This is a genomic window from Marinimicrobium hydrolyticum, from assembly GCF_030848505.1.
Lineage (GTDB): Bacteria > Pseudomonadota > Gammaproteobacteria > Pseudomonadales > Cellvibrionaceae > JAVDDU01.
Genome location: NZ_JAVDDU010000002.1, coordinates 544,902 through 567,177, shown reverse-complemented (window position 1 = coordinate 567,177; position 22,276 = coordinate 544,902). Strand labels below are relative to the sequence as shown.

At 53.3% G+C, this 22,276-nt stretch carries 20 protein-coding genes; 10 read left to right on the top strand and 10 right to left on the bottom strand.

Annotated elements, in window-relative coordinates; all coding sequences use genetic code 11:
• The first annotated feature begins 69 nt into the window (after positions 1-69).
• Positions 70-903 carry a hypothetical protein gene (locus RBH33_RS05655; protein WP_306731170.1) on the top strand — a complete coding sequence of 278 codons (834 nt, stop codon included), beginning with the start codon at positions 70-72 and terminating at the stop codon, positions 901-903.
• A 24-nt stretch (positions 904-927) separates the two neighbouring features.
• On the opposite strand, the gene RBH33_RS05650 is transcribed toward RBH33_RS05655, so the two are convergent.
• The 3 genes from RBH33_RS05650 to RBH33_RS05640 are packed head-to-tail and all read right to left on the bottom strand — an operon-like array spanning position 928 to position 4,829.
• Positions 928-1,842 carry a glycosyltransferase family 2 protein gene (locus RBH33_RS05650; protein ID WP_306731169.1) on the bottom strand — a complete coding sequence of 305 codons (915 nt, stop codon included), beginning with the start codon at positions 1,840-1,842 and terminating at the stop codon, positions 928-930.
• Positions 1,793-3,121, bottom strand: coding sequence for an O-antigen ligase family protein (locus RBH33_RS05645; RefSeq protein ID WP_306731168.1), 1,329 nt, complete (start codon positions 3,119-3,121; stop codon positions 1,793-1,795). The genes RBH33_RS05650 and RBH33_RS05645 overlap by 50 nt, the downstream gene beginning before the upstream one ends.
• Positions 3,108-4,829 carry a glycosyltransferase gene (locus tag RBH33_RS05640; protein WP_306731167.1) on the bottom strand — a complete coding sequence of 574 codons (1,722 nt, stop codon included), beginning with the start codon at positions 4,827-4,829 and terminating at the stop codon, positions 3,108-3,110. The genes RBH33_RS05645 and RBH33_RS05640 overlap by 14 nt, the downstream gene beginning before the upstream one ends.
• A gap of 251 nt (positions 4,830-5,080) precedes the next feature.
• Between RBH33_RS05640 and RBH33_RS05635 the strand changes: the two genes are divergently transcribed.
• The 5 genes from RBH33_RS05635 (at position 5,081) to RBH33_RS05615 (ending at position 10,959) form a co-directional block, all read left to right on the top strand.
• The gene (locus tag RBH33_RS05635) at positions 5,081-6,247 is read left to right on the top strand and encodes a carboxylate--amine ligase (RefSeq protein WP_306731166.1); all 1,167 of its coding nucleotides are present in this window, start codon (positions 5,081-5,083) and stop codon (positions 6,245-6,247) included.
• 15 nt (positions 6,248-6,262) lie between these two features.
• On the top strand, positions 6,263-7,234 hold the full coding sequence (locus RBH33_RS05630; protein ID WP_306731165.1) for a polysaccharide deacetylase family protein: 972 nt from the start codon (positions 6,263-6,265) through the stop codon (positions 7,232-7,234).
• A 55-nt stretch (positions 7,235-7,289) separates the two neighbouring features.
• A complete protein-coding gene (locus RBH33_RS05625) occupies positions 7,290-8,297 on the top strand; it encodes a polysaccharide deacetylase family protein (RefSeq protein WP_306731164.1) in 1,008 nt (335 codons plus the stop codon).
• A gap of 35 nt (positions 8,298-8,332) precedes the next feature.
• Positions 8,333-9,736, top strand: a complete 1,404-nt coding sequence (locus tag RBH33_RS05620; protein WP_306731163.1) for a FemAB family XrtA/PEP-CTERM system-associated protein — start codon at positions 8,333-8,335, stop codon at positions 9,734-9,736.
• 104 nt (positions 9,737-9,840) lie between these two features.
• Positions 9,841-10,959, top strand: coding sequence for an acyltransferase family protein (locus RBH33_RS05615; RefSeq protein WP_306731162.1), 1,119 nt, complete (start codon positions 9,841-9,843; stop codon positions 10,957-10,959).
• Here the strand turns inward: RBH33_RS05615 and RBH33_RS05610 are convergent.
• From RBH33_RS05610 to prsK, 3 genes are all read right to left on the bottom strand, one after another.
• Positions 10,907-11,977, bottom strand: a complete 1,071-nt coding sequence (locus tag RBH33_RS05610) for a GNAT family N-acetyltransferase (protein WP_306731161.1) — start codon at positions 11,975-11,977, stop codon at positions 10,907-10,909. The two genes, RBH33_RS05615 and RBH33_RS05610, sit on opposite strands and share 53 nt — an antisense overlap.
• Before the next feature lie 127 nt (positions 11,978-12,104).
• Positions 12,105-13,469, bottom strand: coding sequence for a PEP-CTERM-box response regulator transcription factor (gene prsR, locus RBH33_RS05605; protein ID WP_306731160.1), 1,365 nt, complete (start codon positions 13,467-13,469; stop codon positions 12,105-12,107).
• On the bottom strand, positions 13,466-15,529 hold the full coding sequence (gene prsK / locus RBH33_RS05600; RefSeq protein WP_306731159.1) for an XrtA/PEP-CTERM system histidine kinase PrsK: 2,064 nt from the start codon (positions 15,527-15,529) through the stop codon (positions 13,466-13,468). Before prsK ends, prsR begins: the two co-directional genes overlap by 4 nt.
• A 500-nt stretch (positions 15,530-16,029) precedes the next feature.
• Between prsK and RBH33_RS05595 the strand changes: the two genes are divergently transcribed.
• The 3 genes from RBH33_RS05595 to RBH33_RS05585 all read left to right on the top strand — a co-directional run bounded on the left by RBH33_RS05595 (position 16,030) and on the right by RBH33_RS05585 (position 18,165).
• Positions 16,030-16,368 carry a P-II family nitrogen regulator gene (locus RBH33_RS05595; RefSeq protein WP_306731158.1) on the top strand — a complete coding sequence of 113 codons (339 nt, stop codon included), beginning with the start codon at positions 16,030-16,032 and terminating at the stop codon, positions 16,366-16,368.
• 32 nt (positions 16,369-16,400) lie between these two features.
• On the top strand, positions 16,401-17,666 hold the full coding sequence (locus RBH33_RS05590; protein WP_306731157.1) for an ammonium transporter: 1,266 nt from the start codon (positions 16,401-16,403) through the stop codon (positions 17,664-17,666).
• Between the two features lie 160 nt (positions 17,667-17,826).
• On the top strand, positions 17,827-18,165 hold the full coding sequence (locus RBH33_RS05585; RefSeq protein ID WP_306731156.1) for a P-II family nitrogen regulator: 339 nt from the start codon (positions 17,827-17,829) through the stop codon (positions 18,163-18,165).
• Between the two features lie 86 nt (positions 18,166-18,251).
• On the opposite strand, the gene RBH33_RS05580 is transcribed toward RBH33_RS05585, so the two are convergent.
• The gene (locus tag RBH33_RS05580) at positions 18,252-18,602 is read right to left on the bottom strand and encodes a hypothetical protein (RefSeq protein ID WP_306731155.1); all 351 of its coding nucleotides are present in this window, start codon (positions 18,600-18,602) and stop codon (positions 18,252-18,254) included.
• 207 nt (positions 18,603-18,809) lie between these two features.
• On the opposite strand from RBH33_RS05580, the gene RBH33_RS05575 reads away from it, so the two are divergent.
• Positions 18,810-19,100 (top strand): hypothetical protein, encoded by a 291-nt coding sequence (locus RBH33_RS05575; RefSeq protein WP_306731154.1) that lies wholly within the window; start codon positions 18,810-18,812, stop codon positions 19,098-19,100.
• 66 nt (positions 19,101-19,166) lie between these two features.
• Here the strand turns inward: RBH33_RS05575 and RBH33_RS05570 are convergent, their stop codons facing one another.
• The 3 genes from RBH33_RS05570 to RBH33_RS05560 form a co-directional block, all read right to left on the bottom strand.
• Positions 19,167-19,460: a hypothetical protein gene (locus RBH33_RS05570; RefSeq protein ID WP_306731153.1), complete on the bottom strand. Its 294-nt coding sequence runs from the start codon at positions 19,458-19,460 to the stop codon at positions 19,167-19,169.
• Between the two features lie 85 nt (positions 19,461-19,545).
• A complete protein-coding gene (locus RBH33_RS05565; protein WP_306731152.1) occupies positions 19,546-21,084 on the bottom strand; it encodes a methyl-accepting chemotaxis protein in 1,539 nt (512 codons plus the stop codon).
• A 386-nt stretch (positions 21,085-21,470) separates the two neighbouring features.
• Positions 21,471-22,244: a ThuA domain-containing protein gene (locus tag RBH33_RS05560; RefSeq protein ID WP_306731151.1), complete on the bottom strand. Its 774-nt coding sequence runs from the start codon at positions 22,242-22,244 to the stop codon at positions 21,471-21,473.
• Positions 22,245-22,276 lie beyond the last annotated feature (32 nt).

Below are 22,276 nucleotides of genomic sequence, written 5' to 3'. Positions count from 1 at the left end.
TGGGCGCAAGCGATTGGCCCGTGACGGCATCAGTCGAAGGTCCCTCGAGTATGGCAAAGGTATTGACTAATGAACGTAAAGATTAAAGCCTTAGTGCTCGGCATAGCTATTGCTTGCCTGTCTGTTGGGGCGCAGGCTTGGACTATTCATGCTAGCTTTGACGAAGGAGAGGTGGGGGCAGTAGCGGACAAAGCAAATGATGGATTCCACGGGGCAGGCGGGCAAAGTACGTATAGTAATGAGCAGAAACTAAAGAATAACAGCGCCCGGATAAGTATCCGTGAGGGGGAGACGGGGTACGGCAGCTGGGGGGGAGAGTTCATGTTCCCGGAAAGAGTCTATAAAGGGAGCACGATCTGGTTTCTCGTTCATATTTATATGCCAGAAGATTTTGATCATCATTCGTACGGTGAAGGGAATCGCTTGAAGTTTTTGCGAATTCAAACGCTCAGCGCTACTGGGAGTAACCACGGCTACAATGACCTTTACTATGACCAAAAAGGCGCTGGCCAGCCCTACAAGTGGATTTACGAAGGGGAGAGCCGCTGGGTTAATGTAGGAAGCTCGGAAAATCCCCCTCAGAAGGAGGCGTGGCAGAGTTACGAAATGGCTGTAACGCTCGATAACGTGCCTGTAAGTGAAGGAGGAAGTGCAAAAGTCAGGATATGGAAGAATGGCCTACTTCTAAAAGAAATTTTGGACCGGAAGACATTAAGAGAAGCCGATGACTACAGCAATCGGGCCTTGCTTTTTACATATTGGAACGGCGGTGCACCTCAAGACCAGCATATGTATGTTGACGAAATCACCATTACGGTAGAAGAGCCCGTAAACGCAGATGCTCATGGAAACCCTCACATTGGAGGTTTGCTCAAGTATAGGCCTGTGATGGCAGGGGACTAGTTGCTGGAGATGCTTAGGATGGCATTATATTTGCTGTCTCCTGAATATTGCAGTTGAGCGGGCGAAGCAATACACCAAGTGCAAAAACACGATCGCGAGATAAAAGGAAAATCTATACCTGAAACGCGAATTAACAGCAGACGCATTCGCAAATAGAGCTGCACCTAGCAGGGAGATCGATACCATGGTGTGCCCTGCGATTAGCAGCAGGGCGCTAGTTAGAGTTAGGCTGGTGATCGCTACAGAGAACAGTGCGACTTTGGATCTAAAAAAGGTTTTAGCGGAGCGGAAGTCGCCGGTTCCATGCCACAGCTCACGGGCAAAAAAGGATGATAGATCTTTGGGGTAGCCTTCGTGGTGAGCTTTAAAGCGCTCATTGATGATAAGGCTTACCCCGGCTTGAGCCGCTCGCCCGCAAAAATCCACATCCTCGCCGGTAATTAAACCGGGGTCGAAGCCTTTTATCAGGTCAACGACTTGTCTAGTGGTCACCAAGTTGCCCGAGTTTATGTACTTGGTTCCGCTCGCCCTCATGTGAGCAAACCAGGATCTTTCAATCCAGCTCGGCTGCTCCGAGAGCACGTATCTGCATCCGGTAATTTGTAACGGGGCACGCTGTAAGCTATCTATTTGTCTCTCCAGCTCCTCCGCCCATTCGATGGTTAGAAGAACATCTGCGTCGATAAATGCGAGAATGGGAAACTTCGCAGCTTCGATGCCGACATTTCTTGCTGCGGACACCGTCACTTTGTTATCTACTGGAATGACGGTAAGTTTCGCTAGGTTGTTAAGAATGCTTCTCGTTTCATCCGTGCTTGCGTTCTCAACCACAATTACTTCATATTCAAATCTATTCGCTAATACCTGGTGTAAGCGGTTAATGGTTGGTTCAATGTAGCTGGCTTCGTTGTGCGCTGGGATGATTACCGAGACTGACATGCGAGTGAGACCTTTCTGGGCTGGCAGGGGCCAACAATCCAGAGTCGGCCTTAACGGTGTTATATAGTACTTGATTCAACATTAGGAATAAATATAGGTATGGATAAAACGCCACGGACATAAACGTCGATCCTACAAGATAAACCACAAGGGCTATATTCATACCTTTGCAATATAAGGGGACCCAGGAGAGGCGATCGTCCAGTTCTTTGCCCTCCAGTAGCTTCCTCGTTTTTCTGGGTAGGCGGTAACATATCCAGATTAGCAGTAGGTACAAAAATAAGCCGGTATAGCCCATTTCGCTTCCGACTTGTATGTAGCTATTGTGGGCGACTTCCCGTCGGTAAGTGAAGTTTTCGAATTGTACAAACGGGGCATAGTTGTCCTCAAAATAAGATGAGAAAGCATAGTAACCGACCCCGATAAGCTTGTTATCGTTCATCATCTCTATGCCCTTCTCCCAGTACATGAGGCGAGATTCCGAGGTGCCGTCATCTCCCATGTTGGAGAAACGTTCCTTTTGCTCTTCTGGGAGGAGCGAAAGGCCTGCGATGCCTATTAGAGCAAAAAAGACCAAATTTTTGATACGCAGCTTACCTAAGGCTACGACCATTAGAATAACTCCCACGGCCAACGCAAGCTGTCCGCCGCGGGAGCTTGCGCCGAGTACTGTCATGGCTGCGGTTATGGGAACGAGGTAGTAAATTTTATGAATGTTCTTGTGGCCATAAATAAATGCAAACGTCATGATTGCAAATATAGCCATGAGCAAAGAAAGTTCGCCAGAGTTTTGAAAATAACCCGAAGGCCCTTGTATGCCCCAGTCGGTAAAGGCGAAGCCCCGCATCGTCCATGTTCGTGCGCCAAATAGGGATATTTTAAATAAAAACAAAAAGAACAGGATGGCTAGTAGCTTGTATTGCTCGACATTCTTTACGCATGCCGTAAAGAAAACGACAATAAGAAACCAGGAGTATATGTAATAGAGGCGGTTGAACGATGCTGTGGTGTCATAAGACAAATAACTGGATATGATCGCGGTGACCATAAACAGAAAAAGCACCACGTGCATGCCTTGGATTTTAATTCGCCCTGACACGAGAACGTAAAAGAGGCCGATAAGAATGGTCAGTCTAGCCCAAGGGAGTACGTCGATTGCAGAATAAATGACATGCGGCCTCAGGTACTCAAACATGAGGTAAGCGGCTGCGGTATAGAAGGCGAAATCCTGCTTTCTAAGTTTACCGACAAAAACCTTTGTGTCATCAATCAGTTGCACGAGTGAGCACTGTCCTTTTTTCAAGCTGTTCGGAAAGTGTCTTCACGGCGCGGTAGATGTAATTGGTGCAAAAAGCGGCGTAGGCGTCCGTGGAAGAGTAGGGGTCATGAATGTAAACTCGCTTGGGTTGACCAAAAGTGCCGAGAAGTACGATATTTCGGGTGTTGTATGCTTTTTTAACCTGTGCAATATGAATTGGCTCCATGCATACAAACAGGTCTGTGTCTTTGGCGACAAAGTCGTCCTTTGCGGTGGTTAAGTGGGTGCTCATGTCCAATCCCATTGTGCGCGCTACCTGGGTGATTCTCGGGTTCGCTTCTAGGCCAGTGTCGGTATCGAGTCCGATTGAAGCGGTGGGCAGGGTGCAGTATTTGCGAAAGGCATGTTCCGCTGCAGCGCTACGGCATACATTGCCTTTGCAGACAAAAACGACGCGCTCGGTGTTTGGGGGTATTCTCCCGTAACGAAGGTATCCACCGCTGAGGCTGCCGGTCAATTGGTGCCAGGCACTACGAAGATAGCCTTTCTTGCCGCCGTAGTTGCTGGCCATAAGTTGGAAGTATCGACTTAGCAGGCCCGGCCGTTCGCCTTGGCCTTCGAGTGCATGCAAATATACTGCGTTGTATTCATCGCACATGGATTTGAGGCTAAGCTTCTCCCGCACGTGTTTCTGAGCAGCTTTGGTCAAGGTGGTGCGAAGTTGGGGGTTCTCCGACAGCTCGCCAATGTACGCGGCCAACTGTTTGGCATCGCCCAGGCTGGCCAGTAGGGCGGTTTTGCGGTGGGTAACCAGCTCCTCGACGCCACATAGGGTCGCCACTATGGGCGTCTCTGTAGCCATGGCCTGAGTTACCGCCAGAGGCTGACCCTCTGAGCTTGAGCTGAGTAAGAACACGTCAATGCCGTTGAGAAAGCCGCGCGCATCGCGCCAAAAACCCAGCCAGACTATGTATTCTGCGACGCCCAATTCTTGGGCGTATTGCCGGTGCCGTTCCGCCAGATCGTTTTTGTCGTCCCCAGCTATGAGCAGCCGTGCGTCTTTACCGCCTTTGCGCAGCTCGGCGAGCGTTTCAATAGCCAGATCGTAGTTCTTGGCTTTTCGCACGTTGCCCAGGCAGCCCACCAGTAGGGCGCTTTCAGGTAGATCCAGCTCGCGACGTAGGGAGGGATTACTTTCTGGCGAGTAATGTTCCGTATCAATTCCGTTGGGGATCACATCAACTTTTTGGGCTGACAGGGTGGAGATGGCCATGAGCATATCCTTAAGCTGTTCGGTCACCGCGATTACCCGGTTGGTAGCCAACTGAATAATCAGAAACTTCGCCCACCGTAAGCGTTCCCTTGGGGACACGTCGACCAAGCCGTGAAAGGTAGAGCACACAGGAGTGTGTGTGAGCAGACCAGCGATACCGGCATAGACGGCGGAGCCCAGTAGGTGGGATTGGATCAGTTCGACGCGCTCTGTTCGAATGATGCTGATCAGGGTGCGAAGGAACTTGAGGTTGAAAGAGCCCTTGCAATCGATCACCCGGGTTTCTATTCCCAGCCGGGATAGCTCCTGCTCAACCCAGCCCGGGCCGCGGATGATGGCAATCGACCGAAAGCCTGCATTCTGTGTGTAGGCCGCCAGCTGTGTAAAAATTGTTTCCGCACCGCCTGGTCCGGTGGTATCAATAATATGGAGCATTGACCCACGGTCATTAGTCATCTAATTCAGTTCCCTGTTCATGCCTAGACGATCTGGTTTACCATAGGCGCTGCTTGGCGCTGGCAAAGGATGTCATTGAATGCCTAACGATAACTGACTTCAAGCGCAAGGTGTGAAAAGGCTCTCGGCTTCTGGAGCTAATTCACATTTTGTTCTTTGCTTGGGCCTGCAGTTACTCGACATTGTTCCCGTCCGGGGCCTAAAAATTTGGCCCGTGCCCTGTACAACCCTTTAAGGAGAAGGTCGTCATTGTGAAAGTTCTCGTTCTTGATGCGGAGCAACGCAGTGCGCTTGCCGTTACGCGGTCACTGGGATCAATACCGGACGTCGAGGTTACGACGGCCGGCGCCTCTCCGGTGGCCTTGGCGGGATGCTCCCGATTCTCGATGCGCTATATTCAAAGCCCCAACCCGGAAAGGGAGCCAGAGGCCTATCTGACTTGGTTGAAGGGCGTCGTGGCCCAAACTCCTTTTTCGCTGGTGCTGCCCGTGACCGAAATTACCAGTCAGCTTTTGCTGATGAATTCGGAGCACTTAGAGGGCGTCCACCTCCCGTTTTCGCCGTATAGCACACTAATGAAGTTGGCTGATAAAGGCAAGTTGTTAGACTGTGCAAAAAGCTTAAATATCCCGGTGCCAAGCTCTCAGTGGTTTAGTTGTGCTGAAGAGCTGGATCCGACAACGCTTCACTATCCCCTGGTATTGAAACCCTGCCTGTCAAAGATTTATGCGCAAGGGAAATGGATTACCACGCGGGTGCGGATTCTGCGCTCTTCGGACGATTTGTCAAGAGAGCTTGAGGCGTCTCCCTACCTGCACACTTACCCCTTTATGCTGCAGGAATTTATACCGGGCAAGGGGGCGGGAATTTTTTGTTTGTACGATCACGGTGAGCCGGTGGCGTTTTTTGCCCATCGGCGCTTGCGGGAAAAACCACCAGAAGGTGGCGTGAGCGTATTGAGTGAGAGTGCCGAGGTAGACCCGGCCATGCACGACTATTCTGTAAAATTACTCGACAGTGTTAAGTGGCACGGAGTGGCGATGGTGGAATTTCGGGTGTCGCCCGACGGTGTGCCTTATTTGATGGAGGTCAATACTCGCTTTTGGGGTTCGCTGCAGTTGGCCGTCGATGCCGGCGTAGATTTTCCAAAATTGCTCTGGGGCGTTGAACAGCGCTTGCCCCGGGGGGGCTATGAGGGCTATCGTATCGGTCAAAGGTTGCGTTGGTTCCTGGGGGATGTGGACGGTCTTTATCTCTATTTGAAGGGGCACTACGCTCTCAAGGAAAAGCTGACGCGGATACTGCAGTTTTGTACGCCGCGCTTGCACTATGGCCGGTGTGAGATAAACCGGCTGGGGGACATGCGTCCCGCGTGGCACGAATTAAAACTTTATTTAAAACATTTGTCGGGTCGGTAATTAGTGATTAAAAGGATGATTAAGCCGGTATTTCTGGCCGGCGCGGACTACTTCGGTGCCCATAGGCGGGCGACCGCCGAACCCCGCTTGTGGATATTGATGTATCACCGAATCCTGCCGCGCGAGGACGAACGTTTCGCTTCGGAGGAGCCCGGCATGGTTGTGCAACCGGACAGCTTTGACATGCACTTGCGAGAGCTGAAACGGCATTTTGACGTTGTTACATTGGGCGAATGGATCGCGGCAAAAGACCGTGGTGAGACGCTGCCTAAAAAAGCCTGCGCAATTACCTTTGACGATGGCTGGCGGGACAACTATGAGTACGCGTTTCCCGCGTTAAAAGCGCACCAACTTCCGGCCACTTTGTTTGCCGTGGCGGAAAAAATAGGCACGGATTTTCAGTTTTGGCCTAATGTTGTGGCGGGTTTACTGCATGCCGGGGCGGGCCCCGAAATGGCTCGGCATCCGGTGTTTTCCGACGCTATTCAAGGTCACGAGCGGAACAGGGAAGACATTGCCGCGTGCATCAATCGCCTGAAAGCCAACAGTGATGAGGCGATTTTCCGGGCGCTGGAGGATATCAATTGGCGCTCCATGAGTGAAACCGCTCCGGCTCTAATGAGCTGGGAGCAGCTGCGAGAAATGCAGTCATCAGGACTGGTTGAAATCGGCTCACACACGTGTAGCCACCGGCGCTTAAACGGCGATATGGCGCAAGATGCATTAGTGCATGAAATCGTGCATAGTAAGGACGTGCTGGAAACGCAAACTGGTCAGTCGGTTAATTTATTTTGTTTTCCAAACGGAGACTACACACCCGCTGCACTGGATCTGGTTAAAAACCACTACCAAGCGGCGGTCACCACCCAAAGTGGTATCAATCAGGGCGGGGCAATACAGCCCCATGAGCTAACCCGACTTGGTATGCATGACGATATCAGCAACACCGGCCGGCGATTTAACGCGCGGCTTTCCGGGTGGCTGTAGCCTCTATATGAGTGGGTCCCACGAACGTACCGGACGAAGGGGGAGGCGAAGGATTATGAACACGTTCATGCGCTGGGCCATAACTAACAGGGGCTTGGAAACGTATTTCTCGAGTCTGATGGGTTCCTATGTCACGGTGTTTATGTTGCACCGTGCAGAACCAGCGGATAAGTCTTTTCACGGTATCTCAGAGGCATTACTGGAGCGCTGTCTGCGCTACGCCGTGGAAAATGGCTATGACTTTATGTCCGTTGATGAAGTGGTGGATTGCGCGATTCAGCGCAAAAAAGTCAGTCGCCCCACCTTGTGCTTTACCCTTGACGATGGCTATGCGGATCAAGTGTCCAGGTTGGTGCCTGTGTTGCTGCGGTACCGGGCTAAACCAACCATTTTTGCCATTACGGATTTTATCGATGGGCTGGATTGGCCGTGGGATGCAAAGCTCGCTTACGCCGTGAAGCATTCACCGCTTACGGAGTGCGAGCTGGAAGTCGAGGGTACGAGCACGCATTTGGACTTGTCCACACCAGAGGCTCGTATCCGTTCGCGCCGCTTTATTACCTCCCATGTAAAGTCTCAACGCTCTGAATATCTGTCGGACTACATGGCGGCGGTTGAGTCGGCTTGCCAGGTCAAAATACCCGTTGATGCACCGGAAGACTATTGCGCGGCCACTTGGGATGAGCTTCGCGCTAGTGAGAGCCAGGGATTGAAGATCGGTTCTCATACCCGCTCCCACACGGTACTCAGTGCGCTGGACGATCAGCGAGTTGCGGCCGAGTTAGCGCATTCGAAACGCCGCTTGAGTGAGGAGCTGACTAACCCTTCTCAAGTATTCTGTTACCCCTCCGGCACCAAACGGGATTTTTCTCGCAGCCATGAGAAGTTGGTTAAAGCGGCCAATTATCAGGGGGCCGTGAGCACCATATCGCAAACATCGTATTTAAGAGCTATCCGACAAAATCCTTATCGAGTAGCGCGCATCGCCTTTCCAACACAATTTGATCAGTTCGTTCGCTACTCATCCTGGTTTGAGGCGCTGCGCAGCAAATTGCCTATTTAACTGAAGTAAACCGGATTTTTTGCAAGGCATGGGGAATGGATATCAAAGCATTTGTGCGTGACCCGCAAGCGGCCCTTAAAGAGATGGGCCTGGATCTCAAGGAAGAGCTTGGATCCGAATTAATGACACAAGCTCAAATTATTAAAGACGAGCGACAGCGCTTGAAGGCCCTTAAGGCTGACAAAGCTGAGGTCGCTCGTGCCTTTAAGAGTGTTGCAGACGGTACTTCGGAGCACGCGGAGCTTATTGAGCGTATGCAGTCGGTGTCCAGAAGCGTTAAAGCACTGGAGTCCGAGCTGAAAAAACGAGAGAAGTATTTGCGGGCGGCGCTCCCCTCCGAGCAGCAGCCGGAGTCCAAGCCCAAGCTTCCACCGTTGTATCAAATCCCCAACAGTGATTACGCTAGCGCTTTTCAAATTTTCGAGCTCGACGCTGAACAGATGGATCGCTGGTATCAATTTGTAAAGGCCCAGAAGGATGCGCCGGCCTACTGCTTTCCTGCCTGGCGAGAGGCAATCCAGTCGGTATTTGGTCATCAGACTCGAGTATGGGTCGCGCAATCCGAGGCCGGCGACATTGTCGGCGGTGTGCCCCTAACATTTTTCAACAGCCGTTTGTTCGGGCGCTTTGCTGTGTCGGTGCCCTATTTCAACTACGGTGGTGTGCTAACGCCCTATACGGATGTGGCGCGCGCGCTTTTGAAAGAGTTAGAGCAGGTGTGCGCACAGGAAGAGTTGGATCATATTGAAGTTCGTACCATGCAACCCGAACTTTGGCCCCATAAGTCCTCCAAAAAAGTCTCCATGGTATTGCCCTTGCCTAAAAGTTCTCAGCGGCTGGACGAACAGTTGGGGGCGAAGGTTCGCGCTCAGTGTAAAAAAGCCGAACCCTATAACCCGGAAATTCGTTTTGGGGCGACCGATCTGCTGGATGATTTTTACCGGGTTTTCGCCATCAATATGCGCGACCTGGGCACACCGGTTTACACCAAAAAGTGGTTCTCTGAACTTCTCACTCAGCCCGACATCGAGGCCACGTTGGCCGTGGTGTACGTTGGTAACAAACCCGTGTCTGCGGGTTTTCTGGTGGGGCACAACGGTATGCTGGAGATTCCCTGGGCCTCAACAGTGAGATCGGCCAACGCCATGGATACCAATATGTGGATGTATCGGCAGATTCTCGACTTCGCGGTTCGGAACGGCTATGAGTTCTTCGATTTCGGTCGCTCCACCCGCGACGCCGGGACTTACCGATTCAAAAAACAGTGGGGTGCCCAGCCCTTTGAGCATCACTGGTATTACATTTTACCTGCCGGCGGTAGCATGCCGGGCCTAAACCCAGACAACCCCAAGTACAAATTCCTCATTGCCGCTTGGAAGCGCTTGCCGGTATGGATAACTAAGCTGGTTGGCCCGCCTCTGGTAAAAAACATCCCCTAAACCCGCATGGAGGATTGAGCCCTGTGCTGAGTCGCCTGGATAATGTAACATCTGGCGTCACGGTACCAATTCGGGCGAAGACTGCTCGCTGCCAGGGGATTGCCATGACATCGGGTGAGGGGCAACAGCGTCCTTACTACCACGATATTGATATTTTGCGAGGCTTCCTCATGTCGCTGGGGATCCTTTTGCACGCGGCCTTCTATTTATCGCCCAACCCTCTAGGCCCCTACATAAACGTCGGTGTGGAATCGCCGGTTTACCAGTATCTGATCGACGTGATTATGCTGTTTCGCATGGAAGCCTTCTTTCTGGTGGCGGGGTTTTTCGCCGCTATGTTGGCGGAGCGCTACTCCTTACGCCATAACCTGACCCGTCGCGCCGCCCGACTTTTAGTGCCTATGTTGGTGTGCGGTTTGACGTTCAATCTGATCATTGGTTTTCTCGCCTGGCCGGGCGAGTTTGAGCGCTCTCCTCTAAGCGGTCACTATTGGCTAAGCGGGCTGTGGTTGGAGCATCTTTGGTTCTTGCCCATACTTTTTGTGTATGGGGCCGCGTATCAGGTGTTGCATCACTTTACCGCTGTGTTACAGCTGCGGCCCACATTCAAGTTTCCCGTGCCGTTGCTGCTGCTACTGATTTATCTGAGTTACCCGGTGTTGGTTTTTCTGTTCCACCGTGTGGGGTGGCGCTTGGATGTTTGGCCGTGGGGTCGCTCCCTGTTCGGACTCTTCTGGATGCCGCATCTAATAACTTATATTCCGGACTTTTTGCTCGGCGTCGTACTCTGGAAGCTCGGCGCTTTGCGTGCCATTACCACCGGAGCGGTACTCTGGTTGCACGGTAGTCTGGCGCTGCTCGGTATGTATCTGTTCTTCGCTGTCGACGGGGCCCCTTCCACCTGGGTTAGGATACTCTTCGAGCTGTCCGAGTACGCGGTGGCCTTGCCTTTGGCTTTCCTGAGCATGGGGGCTTTTGCGGTTTTGTTCGCTCGTCCTGGGGCTTGGGGTAAATATCTGGCGGACGCGTCTTACACCCTCTATCTGTTGCACATGCCGGTGCTCGCTTGTGTGGCCTTTTACTTTTATCGTGTGGGGGCGCCTTCGGTGCACGTGGCATTTGCCATTTTTTGTGTTCTTACGTTGGTGGTGGGCTTAGTGTCACACCATTTTATTCAGAAGAGCAGGGCTGCGGCCTTTCTGTTGAATGGGAAGTTGACATAGTGCGCCGATCGCGCAGTTTGTAGGCGAGTTTGAGCGCGGGATTTCTTACCAGAATCAGGGATACAAAGTCCCGTTGGCAGGTGGCTAGGGCGGCTTTGTACTGGGAATTCTTGCCACTACCCGCCATAAGATCGTAAAACTCGGTCTCGGAGTTAAAAGCCGCTTCGATTTGATAGCCCAAATGTAAGGTCCCCAGGGAAACGCCCTTAATCAAATCTTCCACAAACCCCGATTGCAAATTGTAGCAACGGCCGTGGATGGTTAGATCCAGTACGGCGGATATGGGCTTGCCAGATAGACTCATAACGGACAGGTCGACGGTATGGCCTTCGTCGGCAAGGCCCGTCAGTAGAGTTTCGATAAATCCCAGGCTGCGCCCTTCGTAAACGGGCTTACCCCAACGTTCCCTATGGAAATCATTGAGCAGCTGGTAGAAACGCTCGCGATCCGGCCAAACATTCTCGACCTTGACCTCTCCCTCTTTCGCCAGTTTTTTACGCCGGTTGTAAAGCTTGAGGCGCGTGTTTTTCCCAAGATTGGCCACGTAATCGTCGAAGTTATGGTCGCGCAGATCCACAGCATAGGCGGTTTCGCGTTCCTGCTCGCTCACGTATAAATTCAGATCTTGAGCGACTTCGAGCAGCGCGTGGTGCTCGTCGGTACCTTCCAGCACGTCGGGCAGGTATAGGAGATCCCAGCGGTAGTTCAGCGCCGGCTTTAGGTAGCGCCGGACATCTGAACTCGCGTTTATTCCCGCGCGAGGGAAGCAAAAATACTCCGACCGGGTGCTGGGTGCCGCGAGAGAGGAGATGCCGGCAGGGATGACAGTGCGAATAGGAATGATGCCCCGCTTGACATGCCAGTAGCGGTAGAACTCCGGTTGCTCTTGCGTTTTGGCTAAAGGGGTGAGCGCTGAGCTCTGCCCCCAGTGTTCGCGCCATGCGTTTTGCCAGGCTTGCGAACGGAACAAACCGAATTTGTGATGAGAAGGAAAAAATTGGTCGGCGGCCGAGTCCATACCCTCTCCGTGTGGTTGCAGTAAAAAAGCACTAGGGTACCCTATTGGTTCCACTTATGTCTGCTTGGTTCCGCTTACATCTGCGGATGTATACGCCCTGTCGAAGCTACTTCAAGTAAGTGTGATGTTACGCATGGCTAGCGATAGGAATATCATGCTTTTTTATAAGATCGTAGAACGTGGGCCGTGTGATGCCCAACAACTTGGCGGCAGCGGAAATATTGTTATCCGTCATCGCCACGGCACGTAGAATCGCATGTTTCTCTGCTTCTTGGCGCACCTGCCGGAGGTTGAAGGACAGCTCATCGCCAGAAGCTAAACCGAGGTCATCGCGAGTAATGTGTTTTCCGTCAGCCATGATCACGGCGCGTTTGATTTTGTTTTCCATTTCGCGAATGTTGCCTGGCCAGGAATAACTTTCGATGGCCGATACGGCGTCGGGCGTAAATCCGTTTATGTTCGGGCTGTGCTCCTTGGCGAATTTGAGCATAAAGTGGCGGGCGAGCAGTACTTTGTCGCCCTGGCGCACGCGCAGAGGTGGTATGTCTACTGTCATTTCACAAATGCGGTAGAACAAGTCTTCCCGGAAGCTGCCTTCCTGAACCATGGCGGACAGGTCTTTGTTGGTGGCGCAGATCACGCGCACGTCCACGGGGATCTCGCTGCGTCCGCCGACGCGCTCGATCACACGTTCCTGCAGGAAACGCAACAGTTTGGATTGTAAGTTGAGTGGCATATCGCCAATCTCGTCCAAAAACAAAGTACCTTCCTGGGCTGTTTCCACTTTGCCCAGACTTTGTTTGTTGGCGCCCGTGAAGGCGCCTTTCTCATAGCCAAACAGTTCGCTTTCGATCAGGTTTTCAGGCACCGCCGCGCAATTGATGGCGACAAAGCGGTTGTTCCTACGCGGGCTTAGCTGATGAATGGCCCGCGCCATAATCTCTTTGCCGGTTCCGCTTTCACCCAAAAGGGTGCAGGTGACATTGGTGGGCGAAATCTTTTCCAGCATTCGGCAGATTTTAAGCATCTGCGGGTCATTGGTGACCAGCCCTTCCAATGGTTTTTGATGCAGGCGGCTCAGGCGCCGGTTGTCTTCTTCGAGATCAAACATGGTGAAGGCGCGCTGAACGATCAAGTCCAGGGTGTTTGGGTCTACGGGTTTCTGATAGTAATCGTAGGCGCCCATGGCGACCGCGCGAATGGCGTGCTCATGATCCGTCTTGCCGGTCATGACAATGATTTTGCTGTGGGGCGAGATGCGCAAAATATCCTGAATGCATTTGAAACCTTCGTCCACGCCATCTTGGTCCGGTGGCAGACCCAGATCCTGAATGATGATTGCCGCTTCGTGGAGTCGTAGCGCGGCGATGGCATCCTGTCGATTCTCGGCAAATACGGTTTCGTAATCGTCAAAGTGCCAGCGGAGTTGGCTTTGCAGCCCGCGGTCGTCTTCAATAATGAGAAGCGTCTTCTTGTGATCTGATTTGCTCATAGAGAAGCCTTAAACTCAATGGAATCTACCGGTAGTTCGACGGTGACCGTGGTGCCTTCACCCAGGGCGCTGGTTACGTTGAGTGTACCTTGCAGGTCGTTAATATACTCCCGTGACAGATACACACCAATACCCATGCCCTTGCCGGATTTGGTGGTTTCGAAGGGCTTGAAGAGGCGGTTGTGAATAAAGTCCCAGTCCATCCCGGTGCCAGTGTCTTCGATGGTGATAACGGCGTGGTGCTCCGTGCAGCGCAGTGTAACATGAACCCGGCCGTGTTCAGGGGTGGCTTCAAGGGCGTTCTTGATAAAGTGGGTGAAGGTCATGATTAGGCGAACTTCATCCGCTTCGATGGTATGCGCACAGTTTTCGATGTCTGAAGTGAGCCTGGTGCTGCTGCCACCGCTACACTCGTCCACAGCTTTCTGCACCGCATCGCGAATCGCCAGTTGCGCCACCAGATCCTTACCGTCGGTGCGCAGTTTTTTCAGTAGTCCGTTCATGCGATCCACTGAGTGGCTGATGGTCTGAATAGCGTCGTCGATGAACTCGGGGTTGTCTTTGTGTTTCTCGGCGTTGCGCACTACCAGCGCTTGCTGGGCAATCAGGTTATTCAGGTCGTGAATAATGAACGCGACCAGCTTGTTGTAGGTTTCAAACTGCGCACCCTCTGCTAACTGCTCCGCTTGTTGATGCCGTTTGAGGTAGCTCGCCAGTTGGCGGCCTATGGTTTTCAATAAATCCAGATCCTCCCAAGTAAGACTTGCATCGGCCTCTGGCTTAATCAAGGCTGTAAAACCCACCAGCTCCTCGCCCACAATAAGTGGAAACAGGAGCCAAAGGTTGGGAATATTGTGCGTCCAGGGCGGCAAGTGTTCGTTATATTGGCTCAGCGCTTGGTTATCGCCACTGTCCGGGAAAAAAACCCACTCTGATTGCAGCAGCGTCTGGCAGAAGGGGCTATCAACCGGCTCCTCCTGCAAGTCAATGAAGCTCGGTAACCCCGATTGATAAACCGGTTCGTAGTAGCCTTGTTTTCGCACCCAAATCGCTCCCCCGGGCGCTCTGGTGACTGACGCCACCGCGAAGAACGCTCGTTGGTTGGCTTCGCTGCTCTCGGCCGGTTGCGCTAAGTAATTGATCAATCGCAGCCACTCGCTGCGGTAATCGTATTTATGCCGGAACAGGTGTTTGTTGATCAGTACCGATAGACGCGAACGGATTGTAGTGGATATGAAAATACTGGTGATAAGAAGCACGGCACCGGCCAGCACCAAGCTGTAAATCACTGTTCCCCAATTGCCCCCGTACAGGCGCACGTAGTAGCCGCCCAGCGCTAGCACCGTGATGAGGACGCCCACCGCCACCAGTGAGGTGGTGTAAAAGGCAATGGGACGCGACAGCGTGATATTGGCCGGCCGTTCTGAGCGCTGCTGCAACAGTAGCCCGCCCAGAGCCATGAATAGACACGCCGCCAGGGAGACTGCCGCTCGAGCCTGAACGAGTAATGGGTCAACAGTTTGGAAGATCAGGGTATGGGTGGAAAGGTAAATATCGAACAGGAAAAGCGCCGCCAGGTTCATGCACAGCAGCTTGATCTGCCGGTCGTTGGAGGCTGCGTAGCGAAATAGCTGCTCGACGCTTACCAAAGCGATCACGGCTAGCGACAACGTCGCCCACGGCGCCCATCCCTGAGTGGACAGGCCCGTCAGCGCGGCCACCAAAGCTAAACCGGTCAGTGGCCAGCCCAAGACGAACAGTACGCGCAGGCTGGTCGGCAGGCGTTTCTGGTCGGAGGTGGCCTTCAGGGTGAGGTAGATCGACAGCGCCCAAAAATTGTAATGCAGGCACTCGATGAACAGCGCCCACTGGGGCGAGTCGATACGGCCGGCAATAACGGCGGCAACGACACCAAGATTAAATGTATGCACCGCGGCGGCGGGTGCAAAGAAGGCCGTTTTTTGATGCCGAAAAAATTGGTAGCAAAATGTAAGGGTGAGCAGCGCGGCCACTACGGCGGCGCTGACGTAAGCCATGATCGTGACGCTGTCGCTTTCCATCGGTTGGGGTCCCTACTTGAAGAGCCCAGCATACCAGCACCCGGAGTGAGGACAAAGATGCCAGCCAGGGTATTCACTACCCGCAGTTCGTAAAAGCTTTGCCGGGGAGGGTTTACTTTGCCCATTGGCGGTGCATTTCCGAAGTAATCGGCGCCAGAACAAACGGAGCCCCAATTTGGTGCTCAGCCATTGGGCGCCCGCCCTCAATTGGTGCAAACCTCTTTCCTTACACCCCTTTGGCGCTTGCCTTTGACGCCATTTTCCTTGTAACACTATGAAAAATAACGAATTTTAGGAGTTGGCCTGCTCTGTGCACCGCTGTAACCCCAGACACAGTCAGCGGCGGTGCGGTTTTTTACCCAGCTGGCCGTTCTGTGTACTGGAAATCTGCCCGCTACAGGACGTAGGCAAGGCCGAGGGAATGCCGGAGCAGACATTAAAAACAGAAACACATCCAGTGTCGCCCGCTCAGTCAATGCGGGTTTTTTAGGAGTCGATCCATGAAACTGGTAACAGCCATTATCAAGCCGTTCAAGCTCGATGTTGTGCGTGAAGCACTTTCTGAGCTGGGTGTTCACGGTATGACGGTCACCGAAGTGAAAGGGTTCGGGCGCCAAAAAGGGCACTCGGAACTCTATCGCGGGGCTGAGTACGTGGTGGACTTTTTGCCCAAGACCAAGGTGGAGATAGCGGTTGCCGACGCCGAGGTGGACAAGGTGGTGGAATCCGTCACCAAAGCCGCCAACAGCAGCAAAATCGGTGACGGCAAGATTTTTGTTTCCACTCTCGAGCAGGTAGTCCGTATTCGCACCGGCGAAACAGGCGATCAAGCGTTGTAATTAACAAACCAAAAAAAGACGGGGAATAAGCAATGGAAGAGAATATTTTTCATCTGCAGTACGCCATAGATACGTTTTACTTTCTTATGTGCGGTGCATTGGTGATGTGGATGGCCGCCGGGTTTTCCATGTTGGAATCCGGCCTGGTGCGTGCCAAGAACACCACTGAAATCTTAACCAAAAACGTGTCACTGTATGCCATCTCATGCATCATGTACTTGGTGTGCGGTTACGCGATCATGTATGGCGGTGGGTTCTTCCTGTCCGGTATTGATGGCGGCGACACCTTGGTTGCTGACGCCTTGGCAGCCTCTGCTGAAAATGGCTTCGACGGCGACTCGGTGTACTCCGATGCTTCGGACTTTTTCTTCCAGGTAGTCTTCGTGGCCACTGCCATGTCTATTGTTTCCGGTGCCGTGGCTGAACGCATGAAGCTCTGGTCCTTCCTGGCCTTCGCGGTAGTCATGACCGGTTTCATTTACCCAATGGAAGGCGCCTGGACTTGGGGCGAAGCCGACGTGTTTGGTTTGTACAACCTGGGCGACCTGGGCTTCTCTGACTTCGCAGGCTCCGGCATTGTGCACATGGCGGGCGCTTCTGCCGCTCTGGCTGGTGTTCTGTTGCTGGGCGCTCGTAAAGGTAAGTACGGCCCCAACGGCGAAATTCACGCCATCCCTGGTGCCAACCTGCCGCTGGCTACCCTCGGTATGTTCATTCTGTGGATGGGCTGGTTTGGTTTCAACGGCGGTTCGGTCTTGAAGCTGGGCGACATTGCCAGTGCCAACGAAGTGGCCATGGTGTTCCTGAACACCAACGCGGCAGCTGCGGCTGGTCTGGTAGCGGCTCTGATCACTGGTCGCCTGCTGTTCGGCAAGGCTGACTTGACCATGGCTTTGAACGGCGCCTTGGCCGGCTTGGTAGCCATTACCGCTGAGCCTTCTACCCCTTCTGCACTGGGTGCAAGCCTCATCGGTGTTGTGGGCGGTGTGATCGTCGTCTTCGCCATCGTAGGCCTCGATAAGCTGAAAATTGATGACCCAGTGGGCGCTATCTCGGTGCACGGTGTTGTCGGTCTGTTCGGTCTGCTGGTGGTACCGCTGACCAACGGCGATGCGAGCTTTGTGGGCCAGATCATTGGCGCGCTGACCATCTTTGTCTGGGTTTTCGTGACCAGCCTGATTGCCTGGAGCATCATCAAAGCGGTGATGGGTATCCGGGTTACGGAAGAACAAGAGTACGAGGGTGTGGACTTGGCCGAATGCGGTATGGAAGCTTACCCTGAGTTTGTCGGCAAGTAACTGCTCGAACCCCGGAGCCGGCTTTAGAGCCGGACTCCGGATTGTAAAGTCTTCTCTTGTTGGTCAGCGGGTGAATTTTTAGGGCGTTGCGTGTATCTTTAGCTCAACGCCCCCGGGTTGGCCGGTTGACTAACAAGACGTACCAAAAAGGAACTCACAAATGAAACTGATTACTGCTGTGGTAAAGCCGTTTAAGCTTGATGACGTACGTACAGCGCTTTCAGAGGTTGGCGTGCAAGGCATGACCGTGACCGAGGTCAAAGGCTTTGGCCGTCAAAAGGGCCACACTGAGCTGTATCGCGGTGCCGAATACGTGGTGGACTTTCTGCCTAAGGTAAAAGTAGAGCTGGCTGTGGACGACTCAATGGTTGAGCAGGCGGTGGAAGCGATCACCAAGGCGGCTCAAACCGGCAAGATTGGCGACGGTAAAATCTTTATTACTCCGCTGGAAGAAATCATCCGTATTCGTACTGGTGAAACAGGTCCAGACGCGATTTAAGCATCTGTACCACAGGCGGCCTAAACCGCCTGACGACAAAGCCGGCCCCTTGTGGCCGGCTTTGTCGTTTCTGGCTACTCTGTTCTCTATTCCTTGTTACCCGCTATTTCCCTGTGCTTGAGTCGCTGGGCCACAAACGGCTTTAGGCGAGCGATATACCGGCGTTGCTGGATAACAATAAAGCCGGGTAAAACGACCACCATAATGAAGATAGCAGTGGACTGCCTGGACAAATTCAGTACCGGGCCTAGCCAAAAAATCAGCGCCAGACTGAGCCCGGTGACGACCGCCAAACTGAGCAGGTTGCTGCGCCAGGTTTCCAGTCGGTGCTCGGGGCCTGTTGCATCCTCATCCGCTCTGCGCAGCAGGCTCTCCTGCTCCTCTTGGGGCAAGTGGGCCAGTTCGGGGAAGTGTTTTAGCAGGGGTTTCGGGTTCATAGCAGGCCTTGGCATTTGTTAATAACTAAAATTTTACCTACTTTTGGTGTTAAGGCAAAAACAACCTAAAAAAATCGCCAAAATATCATGACGTGGAAAACGGCTTGCGCTATAAGTTACGGCGAACGAAGGAGGAAGTCGGCTCCTGATGGCCGCCGCATTCCTGTCGCTTCAACCTTGTTTGGTATTTAGTTAGGTGACAATTTTATGGCTAGTCAATACCCCATTGAAGACGATGACGTCGAGGATGTAGTGGATCACGAGGAAGGTGAAGAAGAGGCGCTGGAAGATGAGGTGGACGCGGAGGTGTCCGGGAAGAGCAAGATTGACACGCCGGAGGACTTCAACATAGCGGCTCGTCAGATGGCACGGGAAGAGCTTTCCAGGCAGGTAGCTGATTTCCTGGCGCGCGGTGGTCAGATTCGGGAAATACCGTCCAACTTCAATAACGACCGCCCGAAAAAACCGGTCTCGGATTTCGGGGACCGCAGCCTATAAGAAGTAAGAACCCTGCGATAAACAGCGACCTGGAGCCTTTGCTCCAGGTGGCTGAATAGCCCTAGGCTAGTTGTTCCTTGCCCTGAAAATCCGAATGGCCTCGTTAAACTCAGCCGCAAACTCTTCCAGTTCCCGCACCTCACGGCGCTGTTGCGCCGAACTCATACGTGAACAGTTGATGAATTCGGTCTGTGCGGCCACATACTCGCGTACGTCATTGTTGGCCTTGACCATCTGCGGCGTCTCGGCGGTGTTTGGATCCGGAATATCCGGCTTTTCGGACGGAGCTTCGCAGGCTAGGGTCAAGCCCGCGAGCCCTGTGCCGAAACAGAAAATGCCTGTCAGGACTAGTTTTTTCATGAAACCCTATCTCGCTCTTTTAAAATTAATCACTACCCTTCCATGCCACTAAACGATAGGCGTGGGTCGCTCCACGCCCTGTTTGCTACAGCTTAAAGCGTCGCACCAAGTCGCTTAGACTGGCGGCCATATCGGCCAGACTGGCGATGTTGGTGTTAATGCGGCTGGAGCTTTCCGCCGAGTTTTCAGCGGCGGCGGAAATACTCTCAATGTTGCTTTCAATCTGCGTGGTGGCGGCGCTTTGTTGTTCCGCGGCTGCCGCGACCTGATTGGTGCGATCCCGGATCACGCTGACGATTTCGGTGATGTCTTCCAAGGAGTGCGTGGCTTCGCCGGCTTGCTCCACGGAGGTGTTCGCCTGAGCGGTGCCCGCCGCCATCATGTCCACGGCTTCTTTTGAGCCGACTTGAAGCCGCTCAATCATTTCCTGAATTTCAGTAGTGGAGCTTTGGGTGCGGGAAGCCAGGGTGCGCACTTCATCCGCTACCACAGCGAAGCCCCGACCTTGTTCGCCCGCGCGTGCCGCTTCGATGGCGGCGTTAAGGGCGAGCAGGTTGGTCTGTTCCGCAACGCCGCGAATCACATCCAATACTGAACCAATGCTGACCGTTTCATTGCGCAGCCGGTCAATGACCTCGGAGGCGGTCTTAATGTCTCTGGCTAAGCTTTCAATCTGCCGCGTGGTGTTGATCACGATGGTCTTGCCAGAGCTGGCTGATTGATCCGCCTGAGAGGCTTTTTCCGCAGTTTCGGTCACGCTGACGGTGACTTCCTGTACCACCGCCGCCATCTGTTTAACAGCGACCACCACTTGCTCAATTTCCGAGCGCTGGGTTTTGATGGCGCGCTCGTTTTCGGCGGACAGCTGAGCGACCATGTTGGCGTTTTCGCTCACTTCCTGGGAGGTTTCCGAGACGCTGGCAATAATGCTGTGCAAGCGTTCCACAAAAGTATTGAAGCAGGTGGCCAGCTCGGAAATTTCGTCGGTACCGGACACTGGCAGGCGCCGTGTCAGATCGCCTTCACCTTCAGAGATGTCTCTAAGTGCCCGCACTACATACTTGATTGGCTTGATGATGCTGGCCTGCACCAAGTAGCCCAAGGTGGCTGCAATGATACTGATAACAAGCACCAACCAAATCGCGTCCACAACCGCTTCGCCAACAATGCGATCCAGCTCAGACATGTCGACGCGCAGCGAGATCACGGCGATTTCCTGACCATCCGACTCAATGGCTTCCGTCAGCACCACAAGATCATTGAGCTCGGTAATTCCGCGTGCGGGAGGGGTACGCGAGACGTCGGCCGGCAAGGCATTGTCCTGAGCACCGGCTGAAAACCAGGCAAAGGGTTTGTTATCCACGTAGATGACGGCGTTGCGCACCCGGTCGCTAATGGCAAGCGCCCTAAGCGAAGACCTAACAGTGCCCGAATCATTGAACGTAATAGCTCCAATGCTGGCCTCACCCAGGACTTTGGCCAGCGTGCGGCTGTCCTCCAGGATGGTTTCCTCTGTGGTGGCCAGCCCCGAACGCACAGTGACCGCGGTAGTGACGATCACTGCAAGGATGCAGGTGAGGGTCACGCTCAATAGAATTTTCCACTTCAGTGATAAATTATTCACTTTTCCCTCTTCTCTGATCTGGGCCCGGGGCGGCGACGCCGAAATGCCGCGGACTTGTTGTCAATTAGGCTGACGAAAACCAGGCACTGCTCGGGGTTGTTTCCACCCGCTGTTTGGCCTGCGCTCACTTTGGCGCGTGTTTAAACCTAGTATAGACCGTCTTCCGATTCTTTCCCGAAAATCTCAGTTCGGGTGGTCTAGGACTTAGCTCGCCTGGACCTGGACGAATTTCCTTGTACAGATAGGTAGCGGCCACTGGACCGGGATCTTGAGGGAACGGGCAAGGAAGGGAACTGAAATCAAGGGGTAAGTGGGGAGAGAGTGGAGGTAGAGGCGAGGTAAGGGCTAAGGGTGGGGTGGCGCCGGAGGGCGCCACCCGCAGAGGATCAATCCCGGATGCCGCGTCCGGTGGCAGCCCAGTACAGACCACCGTAGATGTGTTCGAGGAACAGATCATCACCAAAGGTAGCGGGTACGTGGCCCAGGGCGGTGTAGAAAGACCGGCCGCCATCGTAATACTGGTACCAGGCCAGCGGGTGGAACTCGCCCATGCCTTCAGAGGAAACACGGCCCCAGTCGGCGGCTGGGCTATAGGTGTCCTCATCCACGGTCAGGATGTAGTTCAGGTTTTCGCTCAGCTCAGGGCCAAAATCATAGAACTCGTCGGTCCACAGAAAACGCTTAGGCATGCGCTCAGTGCCTGGGAATGAGTGATCAACCACTTCCAGTTCAGCCGTTTGAATGACGGGGTGAATTTTGAAGGTCCGGCCCACCAGTTTGGTGTACCACTCCCAGCCGTACATGGTGTCTGATGCGCTGTGGATACCCACGAATCCGTTGCCGGCCTGGATGAAGCGTTTCATGGCCGCTTGTTGCTCTTCGTTCAAGATATCGCCAGTGGTCATCAGGAATACGATGGCATCGTATCTGGCCAGGTTGTCGTCGTTAAAATGGTTAGCGTCTTCGTGCCAGTCAATGTTGAAGTGATGCTTCTCGGCCATTTTGCGCATGGCTCGAACACCTTCATTGACGGACTTGTGATGAAAGCCGTCCATTTTAGTGAACAGCAGTACATTAAATTGGGGGGGATCGGCCTTTGCCGGTGCGACGAAACTGAACAGTGCCGCCAGGCACAGTGCTAATAGAGAGGTTTTTTTCATTTACCAAGTCTCCGAATCTTATTTTGAGTGGT

Excerpts from the sequence above, each read along its gene's own strand:
- RBH33_RS05655 (WP_306731170.1), top strand. The coding sequence starts at position 70 with ATGAACGTAAAGATTAAAGCCTTAGTGCTCGGCATAGCTATTGCTTGC.
- RBH33_RS05650 (WP_306731169.1), bottom strand. The coding sequence starts at position 1,842 with ATGTCAGTCTCGGTAATCATCCCAGCGCACAACGAAGCCAGCTACATT.
- RBH33_RS05640 (WP_306731167.1), bottom strand. The coding sequence starts at position 4,829 with ATGACTAATGACCGTGGGTCAATGCTCCATATTATTGATACCACCGGA.
- RBH33_RS05630 (WP_306731165.1), top strand. The coding sequence starts at position 6,263 with ATGATTAAGCCGGTATTTCTGGCCGGCGCGGACTACTTCGGTGCCCAT.
- RBH33_RS05625 (WP_306731164.1), top strand. The coding sequence starts at position 7,290 with ATGAACACGTTCATGCGCTGGGCCATAACTAACAGGGGCTTGGAAACG.
- RBH33_RS05620 (WP_306731163.1), top strand. The coding sequence starts at position 8,333 with ATGGATATCAAAGCATTTGTGCGTGACCCGCAAGCGGCCCTTAAAGAG.
- RBH33_RS05615 (WP_306731162.1), top strand. The coding sequence starts at position 9,841 with ATGACATCGGGTGAGGGGCAACAGCGTCCTTACTACCACGATATTGAT.
- RBH33_RS05610 (WP_306731161.1), bottom strand. The coding sequence starts at position 11,977 with ATGGACTCGGCCGCCGACCAATTTTTTCCTTCTCATCACAAATTCGGT.
- prsR (WP_306731160.1), bottom strand. The coding sequence starts at position 13,469 with ATGAGCAAATCAGATCACAAGAAGACGCTTCTCATTATTGAAGACGAC.
- prsK (WP_306731159.1), bottom strand. The coding sequence starts at position 15,529 with ATGGAAAGCGACAGCGTCACGATCATGGCTTACGTCAGCGCCGCCGTA.
- RBH33_RS05595 (WP_306731158.1), top strand. The coding sequence starts at position 16,030 with ATGAAACTGGTAACAGCCATTATCAAGCCGTTCAAGCTCGATGTTGTG.
- RBH33_RS05590 (WP_306731157.1), top strand. The coding sequence starts at position 16,401 with ATGGAAGAGAATATTTTTCATCTGCAGTACGCCATAGATACGTTTTAC.
- RBH33_RS05585 (WP_306731156.1), top strand. The coding sequence starts at position 17,827 with ATGAAACTGATTACTGCTGTGGTAAAGCCGTTTAAGCTTGATGACGTA.
- RBH33_RS05580 (WP_306731155.1), bottom strand. The coding sequence starts at position 18,602 with ATGAACCCGAAACCCCTGCTAAAACACTTCCCCGAACTGGCCCACTTG.
- RBH33_RS05575 (WP_306731154.1), top strand. The coding sequence starts at position 18,810 with ATGGCTAGTCAATACCCCATTGAAGACGATGACGTCGAGGATGTAGTG.
- RBH33_RS05570 (WP_306731153.1), bottom strand. The coding sequence starts at position 19,460 with ATGAAAAAACTAGTCCTGACAGGCATTTTCTGTTTCGGCACAGGGCTC.
- RBH33_RS05560 (WP_306731151.1), bottom strand. The coding sequence starts at position 22,244 with ATGAAAAAAACCTCTCTATTAGCACTGTGCCTGGCGGCACTGTTCAGT.